The organism is Mycolicibacter virginiensis (assembly GCF_022374935.2).
In the GTDB taxonomy this organism is placed as follows: Bacteria; Actinomycetota; Actinomycetes; order Mycobacteriales; family Mycobacteriaceae; genus Mycobacterium; species Mycobacterium virginiense.
Window position 1 is genome coordinate 1,215,394 of sequence record NZ_CP092430.2, and the last position, 23,730, is coordinate 1,239,123.

21 protein-coding genes are annotated in these 23,730 nt (G+C 67.2%); 10 read left to right on the forward strand and 11 right to left on the reverse strand.

Annotated elements, in window-relative coordinates; translation table 11 throughout:
• Nucleotides 1-2: 2 nt before the first annotated feature.
• Genes MJO54_RS06035 through glpX form a run of 3 tightly spaced genes read right to left on the reverse strand, consistent with a single transcriptional unit; the run spans nt 3 to nt 3,804 of the window.
• Nucleotides 3-1,337: an MFS transporter gene (locus MJO54_RS06035; RefSeq protein WP_064890941.1), complete on the reverse strand. Its 1,335-nt coding sequence runs from the start codon at nt 1,335-1,337 to the stop codon at nt 3-5.
• Nucleotides 1,338-1,352: 15 nt separating this feature from the next.
• Nucleotides 1,353-2,747 (reverse strand): class II fumarate hydratase, encoded by a 1,395-nt coding sequence (locus MJO54_RS06040; protein WP_046283836.1) that lies wholly within the window; start codon nt 2,745-2,747, stop codon nt 1,353-1,355.
• A 25-nt stretch (nt 2,748-2,772) separates the two neighbouring features.
• Nucleotides 2,773-3,804, reverse strand: a complete 1,032-nt coding sequence (gene glpX / locus MJO54_RS06045; protein WP_174549810.1) for a class II fructose-bisphosphatase — start codon at nt 3,802-3,804, stop codon at nt 2,773-2,775.
• A 65-nt stretch (nt 3,805-3,869) separates the two neighbouring features.
• Here glpX and MJO54_RS06050 point away from each other — a divergent pair, with 65 nt between their 5' ends.
• Nucleotides 3,870-4,499, forward strand: coding sequence for a DUF4245 domain-containing protein (locus tag MJO54_RS06050; protein WP_046283837.1), 630 nt, complete (start codon nt 3,870-3,872; stop codon nt 4,497-4,499).
• Between the two features lie 171 nt (nt 4,500-4,670).
• On the opposite strand, the gene MJO54_RS06055 is transcribed toward MJO54_RS06050, so the two are convergent.
• Both MJO54_RS06055 and MJO54_RS06060 read right to left on the reverse strand, forming a co-directional pair.
• On the reverse strand, nt 4,671-5,759 hold the full coding sequence (locus tag MJO54_RS06055; RefSeq protein ID WP_046283838.1) for an AI-2E family transporter: 1,089 nt from the start codon (nt 5,757-5,759) through the stop codon (nt 4,671-4,673).
• Nucleotides 5,756-6,826, reverse strand: coding sequence for an NAD-dependent epimerase/dehydratase family protein (locus tag MJO54_RS06060; RefSeq protein WP_064890943.1), 1,071 nt, complete (start codon nt 6,824-6,826; stop codon nt 5,756-5,758). Before MJO54_RS06060 ends, MJO54_RS06055 begins: the two co-directional genes overlap by 4 nt.
• 244 nt (nt 6,827-7,070) lie before the next feature.
• Here MJO54_RS06060 and MJO54_RS06065 point away from each other — a divergent pair, with 244 nt between their 5' ends.
• The 5 genes from MJO54_RS06065 to MJO54_RS06080 all read left to right on the forward strand — a co-directional run bounded on the left by MJO54_RS06065 (nt 7,071) and on the right by MJO54_RS06080 (nt 11,903).
• The gene (locus tag MJO54_RS06065) at nt 7,071-9,119 is read left to right on the forward strand and encodes an AAA family ATPase (protein WP_350355695.1); all 2,049 of its coding nucleotides are present in this window, start codon (nt 7,071-7,073) and stop codon (nt 9,117-9,119) included.
• Entirely contained in the window at nt 9,116-9,640 is a 525-nt protein-coding gene (locus MJO54_RS23745) for a helix-turn-helix transcriptional regulator (RefSeq protein WP_350355696.1), read from the forward strand. Before MJO54_RS06065 ends, MJO54_RS23745 begins: the two co-directional genes overlap by 4 nt.
• 102 nt (nt 9,641-9,742) lie before the next feature.
• Nucleotides 9,743-9,925: a hypothetical protein gene (locus MJO54_RS06070; RefSeq protein WP_046283841.1), complete on the forward strand. Its 183-nt coding sequence runs from the start codon at nt 9,743-9,745 to the stop codon at nt 9,923-9,925.
• Between the two features lie 251 nt (nt 9,926-10,176).
• Nucleotides 10,177-10,362 carry a hypothetical protein gene (locus tag MJO54_RS06075; protein ID WP_064890947.1) on the forward strand — a complete coding sequence of 62 codons (186 nt, stop codon included), beginning with the start codon at nt 10,177-10,179 and terminating at the stop codon, nt 10,360-10,362.
• 14 nt (nt 10,363-10,376) lie between these two features.
• The gene (locus MJO54_RS06080; protein WP_082957476.1) at nt 10,377-11,903 is read left to right on the forward strand and encodes a PE-PPE domain-containing protein; all 1,527 of its coding nucleotides are present in this window, start codon (nt 10,377-10,379) and stop codon (nt 11,901-11,903) included.
• Here the strand turns inward: MJO54_RS06080 and MJO54_RS06085 are convergent.
• The 5 genes from MJO54_RS06085 to MJO54_RS06105 all read right to left on the reverse strand — a co-directional run bounded on the left by MJO54_RS06085 (nt 11,884) and on the right by MJO54_RS06105 (nt 18,430).
• Nucleotides 11,884-15,093: an adenylate/guanylate cyclase domain-containing protein gene (locus tag MJO54_RS06085; RefSeq protein ID WP_316252238.1), complete on the reverse strand. Its 3,210-nt coding sequence runs from the start codon at nt 15,091-15,093 to the stop codon at nt 11,884-11,886. The genes MJO54_RS06080 and MJO54_RS06085 overlap by 20 nt on opposite strands.
• Nucleotides 15,094-15,181: 88 nt before the next feature.
• Nucleotides 15,182-16,291 (reverse strand): 3-beta-hydroxysteroid dehydrogenase, encoded by a 1,110-nt coding sequence (locus MJO54_RS06090; RefSeq protein WP_046283843.1) that lies wholly within the window; start codon nt 16,289-16,291, stop codon nt 15,182-15,184.
• A 54-nt stretch (nt 16,292-16,345) separates the two neighbouring features.
• Nucleotides 16,346-16,588: an exodeoxyribonuclease VII small subunit gene (locus MJO54_RS06095; RefSeq protein WP_046283844.1), complete on the reverse strand. Its 243-nt coding sequence runs from the start codon at nt 16,586-16,588 to the stop codon at nt 16,346-16,348.
• Nucleotides 16,578-17,834 (reverse strand): exodeoxyribonuclease VII large subunit, encoded by a 1,257-nt coding sequence (xseA, locus tag MJO54_RS06100; protein ID WP_065153627.1) that lies wholly within the window; start codon nt 17,832-17,834, stop codon nt 16,578-16,580. The genes MJO54_RS06095 and xseA overlap by 11 nt, the downstream gene beginning before the upstream one ends.
• Nucleotides 17,831-18,430 carry a lipid droplet-associated protein gene (locus tag MJO54_RS06105; protein ID WP_064890951.1) on the reverse strand — a complete coding sequence of 200 codons (600 nt, stop codon included), beginning with the start codon at nt 18,428-18,430 and terminating at the stop codon, nt 17,831-17,833. The genes xseA and MJO54_RS06105 overlap by 4 nt, the downstream gene beginning before the upstream one ends.
• Nucleotides 18,431-18,526: 96 nt before the next feature.
• Between MJO54_RS06105 and MJO54_RS06110 the strand changes: the two genes are divergently transcribed.
• A complete protein-coding gene (locus MJO54_RS06110; protein WP_064891014.1) occupies nt 18,527-19,540 on the forward strand; it encodes a 4-hydroxy-3-methylbut-2-enyl diphosphate reductase in 1,014 nt (337 codons plus the stop codon).
• Nucleotides 19,541-19,617: 77 nt separating this feature from the next.
• Here MJO54_RS06110 and MJO54_RS06115 read toward each other — a convergent pair whose 3' ends face one another.
• Nucleotides 19,618-20,799: a DUF6542 domain-containing protein gene (locus MJO54_RS06115; RefSeq protein WP_064890953.1), complete on the reverse strand. Its 1,182-nt coding sequence runs from the start codon at nt 20,797-20,799 to the stop codon at nt 19,618-19,620.
• Nucleotides 20,800-20,870: 71 nt separating this feature from the next.
• Between MJO54_RS06115 and ychF the strand changes: the two genes are divergently transcribed.
• The 3 genes from ychF (at nt 20,871) to MJO54_RS06130 (ending at nt 23,631) form a co-directional block, all read left to right on the forward strand.
• Nucleotides 20,871-21,962 carry a redox-regulated ATPase YchF gene (ychF, locus tag MJO54_RS06120; RefSeq protein ID WP_240175760.1) on the forward strand — a complete coding sequence of 364 codons (1,092 nt, stop codon included), beginning with the start codon at nt 20,871-20,873 and terminating at the stop codon, nt 21,960-21,962.
• 137 nt (nt 21,963-22,099) lie between these two features.
• Entirely contained in the window at nt 22,100-22,591 is a 492-nt protein-coding gene (locus MJO54_RS06125) for a DUF6932 family protein (RefSeq protein ID WP_149772880.1), read from the forward strand.
• Nucleotides 22,591-23,631, forward strand: a complete 1,041-nt coding sequence (locus tag MJO54_RS06130; RefSeq protein ID WP_149772881.1) for a hypothetical protein — start codon at nt 22,591-22,593, stop codon at nt 23,629-23,631. Before MJO54_RS06125 ends, MJO54_RS06130 begins: the two co-directional genes overlap by 1 nt.
• The last annotated feature ends 99 nt before the right edge of the window (nt 23,632-23,730 follow it).

The following is a 23,730-nucleotide window of genomic DNA, read 5'->3' on the forward strand; positions in this document are numbered from 1 at the left end:
CGCTAGCGCGGGATCTGCCTGTGCTGAGCCGGTTTCGGGGCGGAACCGAGCCGGAGAACGACGGCGGCCGAGGCCAGCGAGAAGGCCCCGACCACCCAGAGCGCGGCCTTGCCGTCGCCGGTCAGATCGGTCAGCCAACCCGTGACGTAGGGCCCGCCGAAACCGCTGATGTTGCCCAGCGAGTTGATCAGGGCGATGCCACCGGCCGCCGCGGTCCCGGTGAGAAACGTCGAGGGCAGTGCCCAGAAAACCGGCATGGCGCACATGATCGAGCACGTCGTCACGGTGATCGCGACCATGGCCAGATATGGGTTGGACATATACAGCGCCGCCGGAATGCTGATCCCGCCGGCGATCGCGGGGATCGCCACGTGCCAGACACGCTCGCCCGTCCGGTCGGCGTGGCGTGCCCAGGGCACCATCACGACCGCGGCGATGGCGTAGGGGATGGCGGTCACCAGACCGCGCCCGATGATGCTCAGGTGGCTGCCGTACTGCTGCTGAAATCCCGAGATGATGGTCGGCAGGAAGAATCCAACGGCGTACAGCCCGTAGACGATTCCGAAGTAGACGAACGCCAGGGCCAGGATCCTGGGGTGGCTGAGCGCCTTGCGCAGCGGCCAGTGCTGACCGGCCTCGGCCGCCGCTCGCTCGTCGGCCAAGGTGGATTCCAGCCACCGCCGCTCGTCGGCGTCGAGCCAGTCGGCTTGAGCGGGGCGATCAGTCAGGTAGAGCCAGCACACGAACGCCAGCGCAATGGCCGGCACTCCCTCGACAAGGAACATGAACCGCCACCCGGCCAGGCCGAAAACACCGTGGCCCCAGTCGATGACGAGCGCAGACAGGGTGGCGCCGATGGCCGTCGACACCGGCACCGACACCATGAACAGCGAGACCGCCCGGGACCGGTGCTTCGCCGGGAACCAGAAGGTGAGGTAAAGGATGATGCCCGGGAAGAAGCCGGCTTCGGCCACGCCCAGCAGGAACCGCAGCGCGACGAGCGTCGCGACGTTGGGCACGAAAGCGATTGCAGTGCTGACGATTCCCCAGGTCAACATGATGCGGGCCAGCCAGCGTCGACCACCGAACCTGTGCAGCGCGATGTTGCTGGGTATCTCCAGCAACAGGTAGCCGAAGAAGAAGATCCCCGACGCGAAGCCGAAAGTGGTGGCGGTCAGGCCCAGTTCGGCGTTCATGCCGTTGGGCCCGGCGAAGCCGATATTGACCCGGTCCAGGTAGTTGACGAAGAACAGCAGCGCCAGGAACGGGATGAGCCGACGAGAGACTTTCGCCAGCGTCGCCCGGCCCAGCGCGGCCGCGGCGGGGTCAGGGTTCATCCGCGGCCTGGCGGATTAGTCCTTTACCTTGGCCATGGCCAACACGTCGAGGCGCTTGTCCAGCTCGGCCTCCGACAGGTTCTCGCCGATCAGGCCGCGGTCGATCACGGTCTGGCGAATGGTCTTGCGCTCCTTGAGGGCCTGCTTGGCCACCGCGGCGGCCTCCTCGTAGCCGATCGCGGAGTTCAGCGGTGTCACGATCGACGGGCTGGACTCGGCCAGTTCGCGCAGGTGCTCCTCATTGGCGACCAGTCCGACGATGCAGCGCTCGGCGAACAGGCGCGAGACGTTGGACAGCAGCGTGAAGGACTCCAGCATGTTGCGGGCCATCATCGGGATGTAGACGTTGAGCTCGAAGGCACCGTTGCCGCCGCCCCAGGCGATCGCCGCGTCGTTACCGATCACCTGCGCGGCCACCTGGGTGACCGCCTCGGGCAGAACGGGATTCACCTTGCCCGGCATGATCGAGCTGCCCGGCTGCAGATCGGGCAGCTGAATCTCGGCCAGGCCGGTCAGCGGACCCGATCCCATCCAGCGGATGTCGTTGGCGATCTTGGTCAGCGACACCGCGATGGTGCGCAGCGCGCCCGATGCCTCGACCAGGCCGTCGCGCGCCGCCTGGGCCTCGAACGAGTTTGCGGCGGTACGCAACTCGGTGATCCCGGTCTCGGCGACCAGCACCTCGACCACCTTGGCGCCGAAGCCGTCCGGGGCGTTCAGGCCGGTGCCGACGGCGGTGCCGCCGATGGCCAGCTCACCCAGGCGGGGCAGGGTGGCCTGCACACGCTCGATGCCGGCGGCGATCTGGCGGGCATAGCCGGAGAATTCCTGACCCAGGGTGACCGGGACGGCGTCCATCAGGTGGGTGCGGCCCGACTTCACCACGGTGCGCCACTCGACGGCCTTGGCGGCCAGCGCGTCGTGCAGCACCTGCAGCGACGGAATCAGGTGGCGCACTGCGGCTTCGGTGGCCGCGATGTGGGTGGCGGTCGGGAAGGTGTCGTTGGACGACTGCGACATGTTCACGTCGTCGTTGGGGTGCACCGTTACGCCGTTGGCGGCGGCGATCGAGGCGATCACCTCATTGGTGTTCATGTTCGAGCTGGTGCCCGAGCCGGTCTGGAACACGTCGATGGGGAACTGGTCGTCGTGCTTACCGTCGGCGATCTCGGCGGCGGCGGCCTTGATGGCGGCGGCCTTCTCCGGGGCCAGCAGACCCAGGTCGGCGTTCACCTGCGCACACGCGCTCTTGAGCAGGCCGAGCGCCCGGATCTGGGTGCGCTCCAGGCCACGCCCGGAGATCGGGAAGTTCTCCACCGCGCGCTGGGTCTGTGCGCGCCACAGCGCGGTCACCGGTACCCGGACCTCGCCCATGGTGTCGTGTTCGATGCGGTATTCGATCTCGCTCATAGCTTTTCCGGTCCTCGCTTGACGGTTAGGGCAGGGGGTAGGCGGCGTGGGAGTCGCCGGTGAAGTCGACGGCCGAGTACTCGTTGAGCTTCGACAGCCGGTGGTAGGCCTCGATCATCCGGACGGTGCCGGACTTGGAGCGCATCACGATCGATTGGGTGGTGCAGCCGCCGGGGTAGTAGCGCACGCCCTTGAGCAGGTCGCCGTCGGTGACGCCGGTGGCACAGAAGAAGACGTTCTCGCCGGAGACCAGGTCCTCGGTAGTCAGCACCGCGTCCAGGTCGTAGCCGGCGTCGATGGCCTTCTGCCGCTCGGCGTCATCGGTGGGCGCCAGCTGGGCCTGGATCGCTCCGCCCATGCAGCGGATCGCGGCGGCGGCGATGATGCCCTCGGGGGTGCCGCCGATGCCGGCGAGCATGTCGGTGCCCGAGTTGGGCCGGCACGCGGAGATCGCGCCGGCCACGTCGCCGTCGGTGATCAGCCGGATGCGGGCGCCGGTGGCCCGTGCGTCGGCGATGAGCTGGGCGTGCCGGGGCCGGTCCAGGATGCAGACCGTCATGTCGCGGGCGGACAGGCCCTTGACCTTGGCGACCGCAGCGATGTTGTCCGCGATCGGCTTGGTGATGTCGAGCACGTCCGCGGCCTCCGGGCCGACGGCGATCTTGTTCATGTAGAACACCGCCGACGGGTCGAACATCGCGCCGCGCTCTGCCACCGCCAGCACCGAGATGGCGTTGGGCATGCCCTTGCTCATCAGTGTGGTGCCGTCGACCGGGTCGACGGCGAAGTCGCAGTCGGGGCCGTCGCCGTTGCCCACTTCTTCGCCGTTGTAGAGCATCGGCGCGTGGTCTTTCTCGCCCTCGCCGATCACCACGACGCCGCGCATGGACACCGAGTTCACCAGTTCACGCATCGCGTCGACGGCCGCGCCGTCGCCGCCTTCCTTGTCGCCGCGGCCCACCCAGCGGCCGGATGCCATGGCACCGGCCTCGGTCACCCGCACCAGCTCCAAGGCCAGGTTGCGGTCTGGGGCTTCGCGTCGCGTGGGTCCCGTCATGCCAGTCACGGCTGTTGATTCTCCCAGAACCAGATCAGCACTAGCGAGCTGGGATACTGGCGTCCGTGACCACAGAGCCCCAACCGGCGCCCAAGCCTGCCAAACCACGCATATTGCAGGACTGGCGCGACATGTTCTGGTCGCTGGTGCCGCTGGTCTTGGCCTGCGTCGCGCTGGCCGGTCTGGCCGGGACGTGCGCGTTTCGGCCGGGTGGCATCACCGCCGGGCCGGTGCCCTCCTACGACGCCGTCGCCGCACTCAAGGCCGATGCGCAGACCCTGGGATTCCCGGTCCGACTGCCGCAGCTGCCGGAGGGCTGGCAGCCCAACTCCGGCACCCGCGGCAGCATCACCGACGGGCGCAGTGACGCTAAAGGCCAGCGTTTGCGGGCGGTCACCTCGCGGGTGGGCTACGTCAGCCCGACCGGGATGTATGTCAGCCTGACGCAGAGCAACGCCGACGAGGTCCCGCTGGTCGCCTCCATCAGCCCCGGACTACACCCGACCGGGTCCGAGGACGTCGACGGCACCCGCTGGGTGGTGTACCAGGGCGACGGCGATCCGGTGTGGACCACCCGGTTGGCCGGAAAGGCCGGGGCGGCCCAGCTGGCGATCTCCGGTGCTGGCGGCCCGGAGCTGTTCCGGACCATGGCGGCGGGCGTGCAGTCCCAGCCGCCGCTGCCGGCGACGCGGTAGCTAACTGTCTGAGATCGCGACGCCGGTCCAGCTTCGCCTCTCCTCCGTCGAGGCTCGCTAACTGTCTGAGATCGCCACGCCGGTTCAGCTTCGCCTCTCCTCCGTCGAGGCTCGCTAACCGTCTGAGATCGCCACGCCGGTCCAGCTTCGCCTCTCCTCCGTCGAGGCTCGCTAACCGTCGGTCAACAGTTCCTCGCCGGTCTCCTCACTGGAGAACGCCGCCAGGTACACGTCGATGGTGGTGACGATGATGATCATCAGCACCGGACCGATCACGATGCCCCAGAAGCCGAACATGGCGATCCCGGCGAAAACGGCGAGCAGCATCAGCGCGGAATTGAGCCGGGCGTCGCGCGGCACCAGCACCGGGCGCAGGAAGTTGTCGATGTTGGTCACCACGATCAGGTGGAAGAAGAACACGAACAGTCCGCCGATGACGTTGCCGAACAACGCCATGCCGATGCCGAACGGCATGGTCACGATGCCCCCGCCGAGCGGGATGACCGACAGCGCGGTCAACAGGATCGCGAAGATGAAGAACGCCTGGTGGAATCCGCCGATGTAGATGGAGGCGGCCCCGGCGACGCCCTGGCAGAAGGCGATGACGAACTGGCCGCCGACGGTGCCGCGCACCATCGAGCCCATCTTGGCCAGGTAGAGGTCGGTCACCTCGCCGCCGAGCGGGTTGAGCCGCCGGATCAGGGTGTGCAGTTCCTCGCGGTGGGTCAACAGCGCCAGGAACACATATAAGAAGATGATCGCCGAGGTGACCGCGCCGACCACCCCGCCGACGGCGCCCTGCAGCACATGCAGCAGCAGCTCGCCGCCCTTCTGCGCCACGTTCACCATGGCGCCGCGCAGCGATTCCATGGTGAGCTCGACGTGCACGAACGGCACCTTGGCCAGCGCGCCGTTGATGAACTTCAGCACCTTGTCGCCCAGGGCGTTGGGGTCGGTGGCCTGCACCCATTCGGCGACCTCGCCGACGGTGCGTGATATCTGCACGACGGCCAGAAAGACCGACAACCCGACCGGGACGATGACGGCGACCAGGGCCGCCAGCAGGGTCCCGGTGGCGGCCAGTCCGGTAGACACCTTGCGGTTGAGCAGCCGGAACAGCGGGTTGAACAGGTAGGCGCCGACCGCGGCCACCACGATCAGCACGAAGTAGGTGCGCAGGAAATAGGCGCCGAACATCAGCGCGATCACGGTGAAGACAGCCAGCGCGCGTCGTTGGGTGGGAGTGAATTCGTGGTTCATGGGCGTGGGTCACTCCACTTGTCGGCGATGGCCCGCCACGGGTCGGCGAACCGCTTGCCGCTGCGGTAGTAGGGGGAGCGGGTTCGCAGTATTGCGCGGGCCAGGGGAGCGACGGGTCGCAGCAGGTGACGCTGTGCGCCGGCTCGGGCCGCGGTCTCGGCCAGCATGTCCGGCCAGGAGTGGTGCTGAAAGCCCAGTGCCTCTTGGGCTCGGCTGGAGTCCATCCAGTCGGTGTTGAACCAGTCGTCGTCGCGATCGGGGTTGCCCGGCAGGCCAGCGGGTAGGCCGTTGACCAGCCCCATCGCACCGGCCATGGCCGGCGCGACGTCGCCCTGGACCTGGCGGTGCGAGTCATCGCCGCCGATCAGCAGGGTTTCCCCGACGACGGGCGCGGTAGTGGCCGCGACGAACGCGGATGCGACATCGCGGACATCGACGGTCTGCAGCCTGCCGTCGGTGGGGAGCAGCTGCTCGAAATAGAGGTTGTCGAGCTTCATGTAGGAGCCCGGGTCCACGGTGATCACCCCGCCCAACCGCAGGATCACCCAGTCCAGCTGCGAGGCACGCACCAGCTTCTCGGCCTGGACTTTGTGGTCGCCGTAGACGTCGGCGGGGTTGGTCGGGGTGTCGGCGGTCAGCACGCCCGAGACAGTGTGCGGGTTGCGCGACCCGTACACCGCGATGCTGGAGGCCTGTACGAATCGCGGCGGTTTAGCGAGGCTCGACGGAGGTTCGGGCTGCGCAGCGGCGGCCGCCAACAGGTGCCCGGTGGCCTCGACGTTGACGCGGCGCGCCAGGTCGCGGCGCATGTAGATGAACGGTGGGATCACCGCGGCCAGGTGGATGATCGCGGCCGGCCGGACAGCGCCGACGAGAGCGTCGACCGCCACCGGATCGGTCAGATCGGCGTAGCGCACTTGTACCGATGCCGGCAGTGCGGCGACCGCTTTGCGGTTGGCCGGGATGTCGAGGTCGGTCGCGACCACGGCACGGCCCTGGGCGGCCAACTGCCGCACCACCGCGGAACCGACCAGCCCAAATGCGCCAGTGACGAGCACCGTGTCCATGAGCCCCCTCTATTGGAAAGTGTTCTCGCGATTTTGCAATACGTAGCTGGTCAGGGTGGATAAGTCTATTCTTTTCCGGTCGGATGAAATTCCGGATCGGCGGCGTAGCGATGAGCGGGACAATCACGTGCCGGACCTGCGGCAGGCAACCGCTGGGGGATGCGCGGTTTGCGTTGGCTGAGACGGTCAGGTCAGGGCGGAAGTCGTGCGTTTGTCGTGGCCTTTGACCGCCCGTCCTGCGGCGATGCGGACCCTCGAGACCGCCATCGTGGCCTCGGATGTATCCGGAATCGTTGTCCATGGTGCCTCGGGTGTGGGGAAAAGCCGGATCGCACGTGAGGCACTGTCTGCCGCCGAGTCGCGGGGCAGTGAAACTCGTTGGGCGGTAGGCACATCTTCGGCCCGCGCCATTCCACTCGGTGCGTTCGCGGCGTGGACACCGCCGGGCGTCACCGACACGGTTCAGTTGTTGCGGGAGGTGATCGAATCGCTGGTCTCCGCCCCTACCGGCGCGACGGTTGTGGTGGCAGTCGATGACGCGCATCTGCTCGACGACCTGTCGGCCTTCGTCGTGCACCAGATCGTGCAACGGGGCATGGCGAAGGTGGTTCTCACCGTGCGCGACGGTGAATCCATTCCCGCTGCGGTGCACGAGATTTGGGCGGCTAGCCGGTTCGAACGGCTCGACCTGCAGCCGTTGTCGATCGAGGAAACGACCACGCTGCTATCGGTGGCTATGGCGGGACCGGTGGACCTTGACGCGGTTCAGCGACTCTGGAAGCTGACTCGCGGCAACGTGTTGTATCTACGTCATATCGTCGAGCAGGAGGTGGCCGACGGCCGGATCGTGCAACAGCGCGGCTACTGGCGGTGGATCGGGGATCCCATCATGCCGCTCAGCTTGGTCGAACTCATCGAATCTCGCTTGGGAACCTTGCCCGGCCCGATCAGCGATGTGATCGACACACTGGCAGTTGGGGAGCCAATCGATCTGGCCACCCTGACCCGGGTCACCAGTCCTGTCGCGGTTGAGGAGGCCGATACTCGAGGCCTGATCACGTTGGAGTCCATCGTCGGCGGTGTTCAGGTACGGGTCGCGCATCCGCTCTACGGTGAAGTGCGCCGCACCCGCGCGCCGGCCACCCGGCTGCGGCGGTTGCGTGGAGTGGTGGCCGCTGAACTCGCCGCGGCCGATGATCGAGACGACATTCAGGTGGTGGTGCGCCGCGCCACCCTGAGCCTTGACTCCGACCTCGTCCCTGACGCCGAATTGCTGGTCAGGGCGGCTAGTGGCGCCGTCTGGTTGGCGGACCTGGCCCTCGCCGAACGGCTCGCCGGAGCGGCGATCCGTGCCGGCGCCGGACCGGAGCCGAGTTTCGTTCGTGCACACGCGCTGTCGTGGCTGGGCCGTGGACAAGAGGCTGACACTGTGCTTGCCGAGATCGCCGTCAGCGACTTGGCCGACGGCGAGCGCGGCAGGTTGGCGTTTCTGCGGGCCAGCAACATGCTCTGGGCACTCGGTGAGCCAGAGCGCGCGAAGCAAATCATCGATGAGGCGTCGCGCGACGTACCGCAGCAGGCTCGCAGCTACGTCGATGCCTTCCTCACGGTGTACTGGTTTGCCGTGGACCGCCCGGATATGGCCGGGCAGGCCGCCGAAGTGTTTGACATAGAGAAGTTGCCCGCGGTTGTCGGCGCTGAGATTGCTTGGGTGCTTGCCGCCATCGCCGCGGACGCGGGGCGCACGGCCGAGGCCGTAGCCACTGCCGAGGCCGGTTATAGCGTCGCTGCCCGTTCTCTTGACGCTCCGCAGATGAGTTTCAACATCGCCGATGCACAAATCGGCGCCTTGCTGATGGCGGGACGGATCGGCGATGCCGTTGAGGCGGCCGAACGGGTCGGCCGGCAGGCCGCCCAGCTACCGGGGGCCGCGCAATCGCTTGGTGTCGCCGTGGGGGGTCTGGCGGCCCTGGGTGCCGGCCGTCTCGACGCCGCGTGCCGACTGCTGGAGCAGGCGGAGGCAGGATTGTCCGCCAGCCATGCCATCGGTTGGGGATACCGCTATCTCGTGCCGGGAATCACCGCGTTGGCCATGCGTGGTGCCACCGACGAGGCTGCCGCTGCCCTGGCCACGCTCGACAAGCTGCCACGTCCGTTCCGCTTGCTCGATTGTGACCGGAGCCTGGCCCGGGCGTGGGTGGTCGCCGCCCAGGGCACAGTCAAGGAGGCCATCGCCGTCGTAAGGTCGGCGGCCGAAAAGGCCGCGTCCAAGGGCAATTCGCGGCGGAAGTGATCTGTCTGCAGACCGCCGCTCAGTTCGGGGATCGCACTGGTGCCGACCGATTGCGTGAACTCGAAGCTGTCGTCGAGGGGCCGCGGGTAGGTCTGGCCGCACGGTTTGCCGCTGCGCTCCGCGACGGAGATGCCGCGGAAATGGCCCTGGTGTCGCAGGACTTCGAGCGGATGGGGGATCTGGTTGCCGCGGTCGATGCTGCCGCCCAGGCAGCGATCGGGTATCGCCGCCAAGACCTGCGGGGAACAGCATTGGTCTGCGCGACCCGCGCCGCTGCCCTGGCCGAACAATGCGGAGGCGCGAGCACCCCGGCGCTGCGCCAGGCCGCAGAACCCCTACCTCTGACCGATCGTGAACAAGAGATCGTCATGTTGATCGGCGCGGGATTGTCCAATCGGGAGATTGCCGAGCGACTGACCGTCTCCGTTCGTACTGTCGAAAGCCACATCTATCGAGCCATGTTGAAGACGGACACCAATGGCCGTGACGAACTCGCCGCGCTGCGACCCCGCCGTAGGTAGATCGGAAGTCTGCAGTAGTGCACCACTGAACTACACCCGCCCTGTGCCCGTGATGATTGGTATGGAGGGGTCGATACCAGGTACAAAGCGGGGAGGATTGACATGATTGCCCCACGATCGTCCGGTCACGATTGGGCCAAAGACGGCACCTTGCTGCGCGTTGACTGCGAGCCCGGTATCGGCTGGGTCGCAACGCACTATGACCTGAATCTGCAAGTCATCGAGCTGTACAGGGGCTCCGTTGAAGACGTGCACCGGACCGCGTTGCGGTGGGCGCAGGCATAGCTGGTTAGCCGTGGACCCGGGTATTGGGGCATGACGCCACCTCGAATTCGTTCGGCGCCAATGACGTCTGCAAGATCAGTTCGCTGCGCTTCGCGTGTGCGCCCCAGCGGAATCGTCGCGCGGAAGCCTGGGCGGAGTTCCGTACTGCGCTAGTGCAACCGGGGGAGATTGCAGTGGTCCACTACTGCGTTCTCTGTGTCGGATACGAGTCACGATTCTCCGATCACAGCGCAGCAGAAAGAAGACCCATCATGTCCACGTTGTCTGCGGTACACGCCCATCCGTTGCACATGCCGCACATCAAGCACTTTCATGCGATCGAAGCCGTCGGCGCGATGTTCCACATTGGAACTCGGCCGGAACGGATCCACTACCCGCCGGACCTGAACTCGTTTCTCGAGAATGCCGCGTTGGCACGAGAGATGCGCCGACTGTGACGGCGCGAAGGACGATGAGGGGGACACCGACCTCGCCGGTCGCGATGCTCACCGTAAGTGCGATGGCGGCCGGCGCCAGTGTGATCGCCGCCCCCGCAGTGGCGGCACCGCCAGACTTCCAGGACCGCGACATCCAACTCGCCAGCGGTGGAACGGCGTTGGTGTACGACGGCAGCGGTGGCCCGATGCTGCCGCCGCCGCAGTTTCTCGATGCGATCAACACGCTGTATCTGCAGCCTGGCGGATTCACCGGCACGATGCAGGCCGCGTTGCTGCCCAACGAGCTCTATCCGATCACCGGTGTCAAGAGCATGGGATTCGGGGCGTCGGTGAGCCACGGACAACCGATCATGCTCTCCGACATCCAAAACCAGATCGCCGCAGGCGGGGTGACGTCGGAGAATCCCCTCGTGGTTTTCGGCTACTCGCAGAGCGCCGCGGTGGCCTCGCAGGTCATGCCGCAGCTTCGCGACGCGGGCGTCCCCAGCGACCTGGTGCACTTCGTGCTGGTGGGCGATGTCAACAACCCAAACGGCGGCCTGTTGAACACCTTCGATTCTCCGGCCGGAAATAGCTGGGCCTTCACCGCCGCGAACTTCCCGTTCAGCCCACCGACCCCGTCGGATCTGTATCCGACCGACATCTACAGCCTCGAATACGACGCCAGCGCCGACTTTCCGCATTACCCGCTGAATCTGTTGTCGGTCCTCAATGCCCTGATCGGAAACTTCACCCAGCACTTCATCTATGCCAACCTCACCCCGGAGCAGATCGATAGTGCGATTCTGCTGCCGGGTTCCGCGGCGCTGTCCGGGGAAGGCCTCACCGACTACTACATGATCCCGAGCGAGAACCTGCCGTTGCTGATGCCGCTGTTGTTTCTCCCAGGGATCGGCAAGCCCCTGTATGACCTGCTGGAACCCGTCACCCGGATCCTGGTGAACCTGGGCTACGGCAGCATCGACGAAGGATGGAATCAGGGGCCGGCGAATGTCCCCACGACGTTCGGGTTGTTCCCGCAGATCGACCTGGGGCAGCTTTCTACGGCACTGGGCAACGGCTTGCAGCAGGGAATCAACGACGCCCTCAACGCCATTGCGAATCCGGTCAGCTATGAAGAGCAGGTCGCGCCCTGGCTGCCGTTCGCGGAGTCGATCTACACCCACGGATTCGCGCCGGAGAACCCGACATTTGAGGATGTGATGGAGGGCATTCTCACGCTCGCCGGCTTCCCGGTTTCCGATGTGACGCTCAATTCACCGGTGGCCGACATCATCACCATGATCAACAGCACGCTGGCCTACGACTACTCAGCGCTGCTGCCCGCCGCCGACGCGGTCGGTGCGCTGTTCACCAGCCTCCCGGCGTACGCCGCGAACATCTTTGTCGACCAGCTTCTGGCCGGTGACCTTCTTGACGCGATCGGGCTTCCGCTGGCGGCTTATTCAGGTCTGGTCCCGTTCGATCTGTTGCTCGGTGCTCCACCGGCGCTGTTCGCGGCGATCGGCACCCTGGACAACTTCATGGAGCTGTTCTCGTAAACGCCCTCGCGTGGTCGATGTGTCCTTCGTAGCCCAGCGATTCCGCCATGGCGCGGTAGCGGGTCGCCAGTTCGGAGTAGGCGACTTCGTCACCGCGCGTACGGGACAGCAGTGCATTCAGTCGCAGCAGCGTGATCTCGCACATCGCCGAGCCTTGACCTGCCGGCAGGTTCGCCAGCCAGCCGACTATCTCTTCGGCTTCGGCCAGGTCGCCCTCGGCGCCGCGCTCCAGCAGGGTCTCCACCAGGACGCCGGCGCCCCAAACTCCGTAGAAAACGTTGCCGGCATTGCGCAATTCGTCGACCGCTGAGCGCATCGCCGCGATGGCAGCATCGCGGTCGCCGCTATGCGCGGTCTCTCGGGCGGCCCACACGTCGGTCACCGGGATGAGGAAGAGTGCGCGCTTGCGCAGCCAGATGGCGCGGCTCTGAAGGATCAGTTCCAGCCCCCGATGACGGTCAGCTGCGGTGTCCCGCGTGATGAGCACGACACCTAACGCGTAGCCGGCCAAACCCATTGCCCGATCGCTGCTGGCCCGTTGGGCGGATTGCACCGCCTCCTCGCACGCGCGTTCCGCCGAGGCGCTGGGCCGAAGCGTCCCGTGTTGCATCGCGAAACCGTAGGTCCAGGCGACGGTGCTGCCGAGGGTTTCCGCATTGCTGCGTCGGGCCATGTCGACCGCTTCGTCAAGGTCTTGCGACCAACCGGGAAGGCCCAGCCACCATCGGGCGGTACCGCGCCATGCCGACGCGATCGCCAGGGGTGATCCCACACCGAAGTTGGCGCCCCTGGCGGGATCTCCCTCGGCCAAGTCGACGATGGTCTGCGACCAGCGCAGGATCTCACCGAACTCACCGACACAGAGCCAGTTGACGAAAGCCATGAACGCCAAGCCCATAGTCGGGGAGCGATCGCCCATCGACTCGAACAGGGCCATCTGTTGCGATGCGAGCAGCGCGCCCTCGCGTGAGCGGCCCGCGTAGAGCAGTTCGGTGGCCAGCGCGGTCATCCCGATGGCCAGCGACGCCTGGTCCCCGGCCGCGCCGCATAACTCTTGCAGTTCCTCGAAGCGACTGCGGCTCTCTTGGACTTCTCGGGCTTGCCAGTCGGTGGCGCACAACATGGTTCGCGGGGCGATGCGCATCGACAAGTGTTCGGGGTCCTCGGGAGGCAGTGCATCGGCGATGCGGCGCGCCCGCTCCCAGCTACCTCGGGCCGCGACCAGATCGCGGTTAGTGGACCACGCCCCGGCCCGCATGTGCCAGGTGTACGCCTCGCGCAGCTCGCCCGCAGCCTGCAGGTGTTCGGCTATTAATGCCGCGTTGTCGTCCATCGATCCAGGCGCGCGCTCTTGGATCGCTGCGGCCAGCTTCCGGTGCCATCGGGCGCGATCGGACTTGAGCTGCGATTCGTAGACCACCGTGCGGATCAACGGATGCCGAAAGGCGTACTCGGCACCCGCGGTGAGATCAACCTCGTCGATCAGCTCCGTCGCGAGCAACTCGTCGAACACCGCGTCGACGCCCAGTGCGGGCAACAGCTCCGCGCCGAAGCGCGCCCCGATCACCGAGGCCGCGTTCAATGTTCGTTTGGCCCCGGTGCTGAGCTGGTCGGTGCGCGCCTCAATGGCCGCCTGCACCGTGGGTGGCACCGTGACGTCCGCGGCCCTCGTGCGGCAGACGTAGCCACCGTGTTCGCCGGACAGCGCTCCGCGCTGGGCTAGCTCGCGCACCATCTCCTCGGCGAAGAACGGATTCCCGGCGGCTCGCCCGGCGATGATCGCGGCCAGCTCGCCGACCGACGGATCCGATCCCAACAGCTCGCCGGTCAACGCCGTGATGTCCGAATCATCCAGCGGGGCAAGGACTATCTTCTGTGCATCGGGTAGCTGTGTCAGCGCGCCGCGGTAGTCGGGGCGGTAGGTGATCAGCACCATCGAGGGGGTGCGGGGGAGAACCGCCAAGAAGTCCGCGATCAGAGAATCGCTGACGGCATCGATCCAGTGCGCATCCTCGATGATGAACAACGTCGTTTCGGTGCGGGCCAACGACGCGGCGTTGATCAGCGCGGTCAGTCGGCTGCGTCGCGTATCCGGGTCCATCTGGGGCAGTGCCACATCGGGATCGGCAATGCCCAGCAGATCGTCGAGCAGCAGCAGGTCCTGCGTATCGGCGTGCCCAAAGCGGTCTCGGACCCGCGTGCGGGCGTCCTCGCCGCGTCGCCCATCCACGCCGACGCTCGCCCTCAGCAGCCTCGATACGGCGTGGAACGGGATGCCGCCGGCATGCGACTCGCAGAACGCCCACACCACCTTCACTCCTCGATCGGCTGCGGCCGCCGCGACCTCCCGGGCCATCCGGCTCTTCCCGAGGCCTGGAGCTCCCACCACATTGGCCACTCCGCCGTGACCGTGGATAGCGCGGTCCACCATCGCCGCGACGGCGGCCAACTCTCCGTGCCGGCCGATCAGGCTGGACTCCGCACGCCGGATCACGCGATGCCGCTCGGCCATGCCCAACAGCCGTCGGGCGGGTACGGGTTCTTGGGTGCCTTTGATTCGAACCCATTCGACATCACCCAGTTCGGCCGTGCTTTCGACGAGCGCGGCTGTCGACGTGCTCAGCATGATGCCGCTTGGTGGCGCGACCGACTCCATCCGTTGGGCTATCCCGACCTGTTCACCCACCGCGGCGTAGCCAAACTGTCCCGACCCGATCCCGCCCCCGATCACCTCGCCGGAGTTCAACCCGACCCGCAGTCGTAGCTCGATACCGTCGCGTTCGGCGACCTCGACAGCAAGCCGCTTGGACTCCTCTTGAACATCCAAAGCCGCCAGACAGGCCCGCACGGCGTGGTCTTCCACGGCGACGGGGGCCCCGAACACCGCCATGATCCCGTCGCCCGTCCACTGTGCGAGCGTGCTCCCGTAGCGCTGTACCACCGCCGCGCAGCGGTCGGCGAGGTCGGCCATGATCTCGCGCAAGCGCTCAGAACCCACCGCCGCGGCGATGTCCATCCAGTGCACCACGTCGGCGAACAGCACCGTTACCTGCTTGTATTCGGCAGGTGCCGGTGCAGTTGCAACTGCCGTTCCGCACTCGTGGCAGAACTTGAAGGCCGCGGGCAACCCAGTGCCACACGAACTGCACACCAAGGCTGGCAGTTCCGATAGCGGCCCAACGCCGTTCACGTCGCTATCGTGTCACCGCAGACCCTTGGCTGGGTACCGCGTTCAGCAAGAAACTTCCCACCAGAAACTTCCCCGTGGTGACCTGGGACTACTCCGGGTGCGGCTCGGCGACCACCGTCGCCAGGTGCGGATGCGCCTCGGCCTTGACCTGCTGGAAGAGCTTCTTGTAGTACGGCATGCAGTCGGCCATCGCCTGCTCGGTGGTGAACAGCGGCTGGTAGCCGAGGTCGCGGCCGGCCTTAGCGATCGAGAAGTAGTTGTTCAGGTAAAGCCGTTCCACCGCACCGGGTTCCAACATGGGCTCGGGCAGGCCGAACCGGAAGTGCAGCCACTGCCAGGCGAACATCGTGTCGCGCACCATCCGGCCGGAGACCCGGATCTTGGGCCAGCGCTCGCCGCACGCCTCCATGACCGGTCGAGCGAACTCGAACATGTTGATCGGTTCACCGTCGTTGATGAAGTAGGCCTGGCCGGGCGCCGATCCGCCGGGCACCAAGTGCTGAGCGGCCAGGATGAAGCCGTGAATCAGGTTGTGCACGTAGGAGTTGTCGAGCTTGGCGTGCTTGCTGCCGACCAATACTTTGACGTGACCGGCGACCACGCTTTCGAACAGCTTGCGGAACATGGTCTGGTCACCGTCGCCCCAGATGCCCGACGGCCGGATTGCACAGGTCAGCATGCCGTCGATGCCGTTCTCGCCGAGCACGAACTTCTCCGCGACCACTTTGGTCTCGGTGTAGAGGTCGTTGAACTTGGTGGTGTAGGCCATGGTTTCGTCGCCGCCCGAGATGGCCTTGCCGCCCATCACAACACTGTTGGAGGCGGTGTAGACGAATCGCTTCACCCCGGCCCGCTGTCCGGCCTGGACCAGGTTCTTGGTGCCGTCGACGTTGACCGCGAAACTGCGCCGGCGGATCTCGTCGGTGACCTTGGCGCCGCCCTGCAGATCGATGATGGCAGCGGTGTGGAACACGGTGTCGATGTTGGCGACCGCCGCGGCCACCGTCTGCGGGTCGCAGATGTCGCCTTCGAGCTTCTCCAGGTTGGGGTGGTCGGGGAGGCTCGACGGCGCGCGGTCGAAGGAGCGCACTTGGTAGCCGCGTTCCAGCAGCGTCTTGACGAAGTTGGTTCCGACGAAGCCGGAGCCCCCGGTGACCAGTACCCGGCCGAGTTCAGTAGTCAGTGCAGGATCACCCATCGGGCGAGCATAACTGAACGTGTTTCAGTTCCCGTGGTCTTGTAAAGAGGGAAGTCACGCGCGGTCGTCGTCGGCGGGCTCGGCGTCCAGCGCTTCCTGCACCCGGCGCCGGGCTCCGGCCAGGTGCTCTTCACACCGCTTGGCCAGCTGCTCGCCCCGTTCCCACAGGCTCAGCGACGCGTCGAGATCCATCCCGCCCTGCTCCAGGCGCTGCACCACGTCGATCAGCTCGTCGCGGCATTGCTCATAGCCAAGCTCACTAACGGGTGTCACCGGATCGGCTTGCTCAGCTGCCATCGCTGGGTCCTTCAAGAAGTCGCCCCTCACTCGTCGCCGCCACGGCCCCGTCGGCCACCCGGATTCGCAGTCGGGTCCCGGCCGCCGCATCGTCGACCGAGCGCAGTACGCGCGGCCCCGCTGCGCCGACAGTTTGGACGACCGCGTAGCCGCGCGCCAACGTCGCGGCCGGGCCCAGGGTAGCCAGCCGCGCCGCCAGATGGCCCACCCGTTCGCTCTGCACGGCGATCAGCCGGCTGACATCACGCCGCACCGCGGCCAGGGCGCGCTGGACCTCTTCGCCGCGCTCGGTCAGGGCGCGCAGCGGGTCGGCCAGCACCGGTCGGCTACGCAGCTGCATCAGCACGCGGTCCTCACGCACCACCCAGTTACGTACCGCCTGCGCGCTGCGTCGCCGCAGGTCATCGACCAGCGCCTGCTCGGCCGCGGCGTCCGGAACGATCCGCTTCGCCGCATCGGTGGGGGTGGCCGCGCGCAGGTCAGCGACCAAATCGCACAACGGGCTGTCGGGTTCGTGCCCAATAGCGCTGACCACCGGGGTCCGGCACGCCGCGATGGCCCGGCACAGGGTTTCGTCGGAGAACGGCAGCAGGTCCTCGACGCTGCCGCCGCCGCGGGCCAGCACGATCACCTCCACGGCTTCGTCGGCGTCCAGGTCGCGCAGTGCCTCGACGATCTGGGCGACGGCGGTCGGTCCCTGCACGGCGGTATTGCGCACCGCGAAGCGCACCGCCGGCCACCGGGTGCCGGCCACCGTCATGACATCGCGCTCGGCGGCGCTGGCGCGCCCGGTGATCAGCCCGATCGTGCCCGGCAGGAACGGCAGCGGCCGTTTGAGGCGCGGATCGAACAACCCCTCGGCGTCCAGCAGCCGCCGCAGCCGCTCGATGCGGGCCAGCAGCTCACCGATGCCGACGGCGCGGATCTCACTCAGGCGTAGCGAGAAGGTGCCGCGGGCGGTGTAGAAGTTGGGTTTGCCGCAGACCACCACCTGGGTGCCTTCGGTCAGCTTGACCGGCGCTGAAGCCACCATTTCGGGGCTGCACGTCACCGTCAGGGACATGTCGGCGGCCGGATCGCGCAACACCATGAACACGGTCCGCACGCCCGGGCGCAGATTGATCTGGGTGAGCTGCCCTTCCACCCACACCGAACCCAGCCGGTCGATCCAGCCCTTGACCCGGATGGCAACCGCGCGGACCGGGAACGGGTTTTCGGCGGATTCGCCCGGCGCGGGGTCGGTCACTTCGCGGTGGTGCGGGTGATCCTGTTGGCCAGCAGCGTCTGGAACGGTGCCCGGGCCTTGGTGGCCTCTTCGTAGGCGAGCAAGGTCTCCAGCTCGTCGAGGCTGAGCGACGCCAGCCGGGCCCGCAGCTGGGCCAGGGTCAGCGAGCCGTAGTCGAGCTCGTCGACCAGGTCGGGGGTAGGCACCGTCGGGTCCGCGGCACCGTTGCGGCCGGCCGGGGCCTCATTGTCGGCGGATGCGTTCGGCGGGGTGGCCCCGTCTTCGCTGAACGAATAGAGGGCGAAGCGGCCCTCGGTGCGCGGGTCGGTGTCGTCGTCGAAGGTCGCGGCACCGCCGTCGAAACTGTCCTCGATGTCGTCATCGAAGGTTGCCCACTCCGGCTGCTCATCCTTCGGCGGGAACAGCGACTCGAGAGTGGTGTCGCCCTTGTTGACCAGATCAGCGACGCCTTGCTGCCAGCGCATCACCGCGTGCGCGGCCTGGCTGGCCAGCGTCATCGGGTAGGTCAGGATGGTTTGCGGCAGCTTCAGGGTCTCCTCGACCGCGACGGTGGCCGCGCCGACCAGAAGCCGGACTCCAAAAGGTGCAGTTGCCATGGCCCCCAGCCTGCCTTACCTGCCGGTCATCTCCAAGTATTGACCGGCATGACGCGAGCTGGCGGTCTCGTGTCGGCAGACCGTACGCTGGTTGCCATGCCCCAGACCGTCGACGTGGAGATCGCCTACAGTTCAGCCGCGGTGGGCGGCGCCCCGGTCGGCAAGCGGGTGCTGCTGGCGGAGCCACGCGGGTACTGCGCGGGCGTGGACCGGGCGGTCGAGACCGTCGAGCGGGCCCTGGAGAAGCACGGCGCCCCGGTGTACGTGCGTCACGAGATCGTGCACAACAAGCACGTGGTGGACACCCTGACCAACAAGGGTGCGGTCTTCGTGGACGAGACCGATCAGGTGCCCGAAGGCGCGATCGTGGTGTTCTCCGCCCACGGCGTGGCCCCGACGGTGCATGAGACGGCCGCCGAACGCAGCCTGCGGGTGATCGACGCGACCTGCCCGTTGGTGACCAAGGTGCACAACGAAGCCAAGCGATTCGCCCGCGACGGCTACGACATCCTGCTGATCGGTCATGCCGGCCACGAAGAGGTCGTCGGGATCATCGGCGAGGCCCCCAACGACGTGCAGCTGGTCGACGGCTTAGATGCTGTAGCCGCCGTGACCGTCCGCGACGAGAACAAGATCGTGTGGCTGTCGCAGACCACGCTCAGCGTCGACGAGACCATGCAGACGGTGCTCAAGCTGCGCGAGCGATTCCCGAACCTGCAGAATCCGCCCAGCGACGACATCTGCTACGCCACCCAGAACCGCCAGACCGCGGTCAAGGCGATGGCCCCGGAGTGCGAGCTGGTGATCGTGGTGGGTTCGCGGAACTCCTCGAACTCCTGCCGCCTGGTCGAGGTGGCGCTGGGCGCCGGTGCCCGCGCTGCCCACCTCGTCGACTACGCCGAGGATATCGACCCAGCCTGGCTGGCTCCCGAAGCAGGCGAGGTGCAGACCATCGGCGTCACGTCGGGTGCGTCGGTGCCGGAGATCCTGGTCCGCGGGGTGCTGGAGCGGCTTGCCGAGTATGGCTACGGCACGGTGTACCCGGTGGCCACCGCCAACGAGACCCTGGTGTTCGCCTTGCCTCGCGAGATCCGGCCGGATCGCCGGTAGATCGGATCGCCGTCGGGCGGCGTCGATCGCAAGCGCGGCGTCAGCCGGGCGCTGGGGGTCGGCGCCATCGGGCACAGCTAGACGTCGTACTCCCAGGAGTCGACTTCATCGCGCGGTGGACGGGAGCGGCCGCGGGTCGCCGCATCGGACTCGTTGCCTCCTGACCCGCGGTAGCGCACCTGGGAAACGGGGTGGCGAGTGCCGGTTCCGTTGCCGCGCCCCTCGGCGCCAGACGGCGCCGGTCGGCGCCGGGGCATCGACTCGGGCGCATCGGAGGGGCGGTAGCTGCGCGGATGCGGATCCCGATTAGTCCTCGACAGTGAGTCAGCTGAGCGCGACCCGTCTTGGGGCGGACGCGGCCTGCGTCGCGGCTCGTCTTGCCAGTCGGGCGCCGGACGCCGGCGGGGCTGGCGCTCGTCGTGCGCCTCGGGAGCGGGGCGTCGCCGCCGCTGCATGGGCTCGTCGCGTCCCTCGGCTGCCGGACGGCGACGCGGGCGCGGGTGCTCCGCGGCGCGGGCGGCGTCGATGTCCGGCCGAACGTGCCGGGAACGCGTCGGCGCCGAGCCGTTGGCCGCGGCGCGCCGCTCGGTGGAGCGGGTCCGGGATCGGGACCCAGAACCCTGGCGCGCGGCTCGGCGGGCTTCCGCGGTGGCGCGGCGGGGACGCTGACCCGGGCGCTCCTCGCGGGAAGCCGGCTTCTCGATGGCGTGCGCGGGGTTGCGGGTGAGGGCGGAGGTGAGCATGGCGCCGATGCGGTCGCTGAGTGTGGCCGCCTTCGGGGTGGCGTCGTCTTCGGTATCGCGGGCCTCGCGCTTCGCGGTTCCGCTCAGCATCCCGAGGTACCAGCGGACCATCCCGATCAGCAGCACGGCCGCCGCCGTGAAAAGCATCAGTGGGAATCGTTCGATCAGGGGATAGCCGCAGTTGATGACGATGGCCTTGAGGCCGGGGAACCCGCCGCCGCGCAGCATCCAGTACGCGCTGGGCACGCTCACGAACAGGATCAACGGGGGTTGGACCACCGTCGTGAACACCGCCGATTGCTGCACCATGAGCACCGCGGCGATACAGCCCATCGCGTAGAGGGCGGAGAAGACGATGGTCAGTTCTTTGTCGCCGGAGCCGGCGTCGAACGCCACTCCGATCGCGGTCGCGACCACCGCCACCGCCACGGCACTCCACCACGGCAAACCGGCGATGCTCGGCAAGATCGAACGGTGGTCAGCGGCCACTGCCGACTTCTCCCGCGCTACTGCCACACACTGACGGTACCGGCTGGCGGCGGCGGGGGCGCACGGCGGCACGCCCCGGGCCTTAGACTTGGCTACCCGTGAGCCTGAGTCTCGGAATCGTGGGGTTGCCCAACGTTGGTAAGTCGACCCTGTTCAACGCGCTGACACACAACGATGTGTTGGCCGCCAACTACCCGTTCGCGACGATCGAGCCGAACGAGGGTGTGGTGCCGCTGCCCGACCCCCGGCTGACCAAGCTGGCCGAGATATTCGGCTCCGAGCGGATCCTGCCCGCGCCGGTGACGTTCGTCGACATCGCCGGCATCGTCAAGGGCGCCTCGGAGGGGGCCGGGCTGGGCAACAAGTTCCTGGCCAACATCCGCGAGTGTGACGCCATCTGTCAGGTGGTGCGGGTCTTCGCCGACGACGACGTGGTGCACGTCGACGGCAAAGTGGACCCCGAGGCCGACATCGAGGTGATCGCCACCGAGCTGATCCTGGCCGACATGCAGACCCTGGAGAAGGCGGTCCCGCGGCTGGAGAAAGAAGCCCGCAACAACAAGGACCGCAAGCCCATGCACGAGGCCGCGGTGGCCGCCGCGGCGATCCTCGACACCGGCAAGACCCTGTTCGCCGCCGGGGTGGACACCGCGCCGCTGCGCGAGCTGAACCTGCTGACCACCAAGCCTTTCCTCTACGTGTTCAACGCCGACGAGTCGGTGCTCACCGATGCCGCGCGGGTCGCCGCGCTGCGCGAGCTGGTGGCCCCGGCCGACGCGGTGTTCCTCGACGCCAAGATCGAAGCCGAACTCGCCGAGCTCGACGACGAGTCGGCCATGGAGCTGCTGGAGTCGATCGGGCAGAGTGAGCGCGGTCTGGATGCGTTGGCGCGGGCCGGTTTTCACACGCTGAAGTTGCAGACCTACCTGACCGCCGGGCCCAAGGAGGCGCGGGCCTGGACCATCCACCAGGGCGACACCGCGCCCAAGGCGGCCGGGGTGATTCACACCGACTTCGAGAAGGGCTTCATCAAAGCCGAGGTGGTCTCCTACGACGACCTGGTCGAGGCCGGATCGATGGCCGCCGCCAAGTCCGCCGGCAAGGTGCGCATGGAGGGCAAGGACTACGTCATGGCCGATGGGGACGTGGTGGAGTTCCGGTTTGGAACAACGTCTACGTCCAAGGGCTGAGTCGTCACCCGCCGTCCCAGCGTCTCGGTCTCATTGACGGAGTGTCACGACCACGACAAGACGCCGCCGCGACGGACGGCGCATGCAATGATCCACACCTGTAGTCGAAACGGGACGGCAGAGGGAGGGACGCAGCGTTGCCGATTCCAGCTACGAGCGGTCAGTACGCGGTACTGCCTGCCGGTCGGCACGCCGCCACCCTCGATGAGGTCTACGAGGCGTTCGTGGTGAACGCGCCGTTTCGTCCACGCCGCGAGCTGATCTTCCGTGCGTTGACGCTGTACATCGACCTTGTGTCACCTCAATTCAGCACCTGCCGGTTCTGGATCAACGGCGGGTTCGTCACCCACAAGACGTGGGCTGAACCGGAGGACGCCGACGTGGTTGTTGTCGTACCTTCAGGAGAACATTCCAAGGTGACACAGCCCACCTTCATGCCGCTGCTGACGTTGGGCAGTAACGCGGGCGACAAGGTGCATCCGATGGGCGGGTTGATCGATGGCTTCGTCGCCGCAGCGGACAACCCGGCGGCACTGATGACGTGGGATCTCATGTGGTCATCGGTGCGGGATGAGCAGCACAATGTCGTTACGGGCGTCAGCAAGGGGTACTTGGAGGTGAGCGTGTAGTGGCAACCAATGACGAACTGGTGGCGTCGCTGGTGGATGCACTGCGCTACACCTCGGGTGACCCCAGGTCAGACCGCGTGCTGCATGAGTCCATACGCGCGGGAATCGTCCGCGACGACGCCAAGCTCCTCGACATCTTCGAGCGTGAGGTGGGGCCGGAGCAGGCCGAGGTTGACTTGCACCTCGCTGGCCCCGGCATAGAGCACAACGCGGCCAACGCCCGGCAGTTCTCTCGGTTCGTGAGCGGCATCAGCGATGCGGTCAAGGAGACCGCCAAGGCCCGAGTGGGCCGAAACCGCTACCGCGACAACCTGATGATCGAGGGTGCGACTCCAGGCAGCGTGAGGGTGGTGCTTCGTGTGGCGACACCGGAGTTGCCCGAGGGCCAGGTGGCGGATGCGGAGACCGTGGCTTTGGCGTCCAGCGTCGACTCGGACGCGCTGCGCACCGTGGCGTCGATCCTTGCGCACGCCAGCGACCCCGACCTAGACACACCGCTGGCCGCCGAGATTGCGGAGTTGCCGATCAAGGCCAGGACCGCCCTCAAGCGGGTGGCGAACGCTTCCCAGCACGGCGGCTGGACGGTGCAGGGCATGATTCGCCAGCGTCACGTGGGTGCCGCCGACCTGGCGCTGACCAACGACGGTGCGATTCGGCTGCGAATCGAACTGGAGGTGGCCCAGGAGACCCGCCGCCGCGAGACGCTCACCGGCACCATCGACGGGTTCCGGTGGTCGCTCGGCACCTTCTACTTCGAGCCGCTGGATGCACCTCGGATTACCGCTGGCGTGACGGAAAGCCGTGTGGCGCAGGAGGTCACCCGCCTGATGGAGGATCCGAACCTGCGCATCTCGGCGGACTTCGACGTGGTGGAGTCCTACCTGCCAGGCGACCAGACGCGCTCACGCATCAGCCGAGTGCTCACCGGAATCCGACCTCTTGGTGAGCAGGGACTCATGGGGTTCGAGGTATCGCCTGATGCGGAAATCAGCCACCGCGCCGACGAACCGCCAGCGCTCGGTCCCGGTTCCGCGACCTAGCCGCGACCCCACCGCTGTGCGCTCCCGCTCGCGCGCGAACGCCACCACGGCGGTTCGTTGCATGGCCTGGCGGCGTTCGCTCGGCACAGCGGCACACAG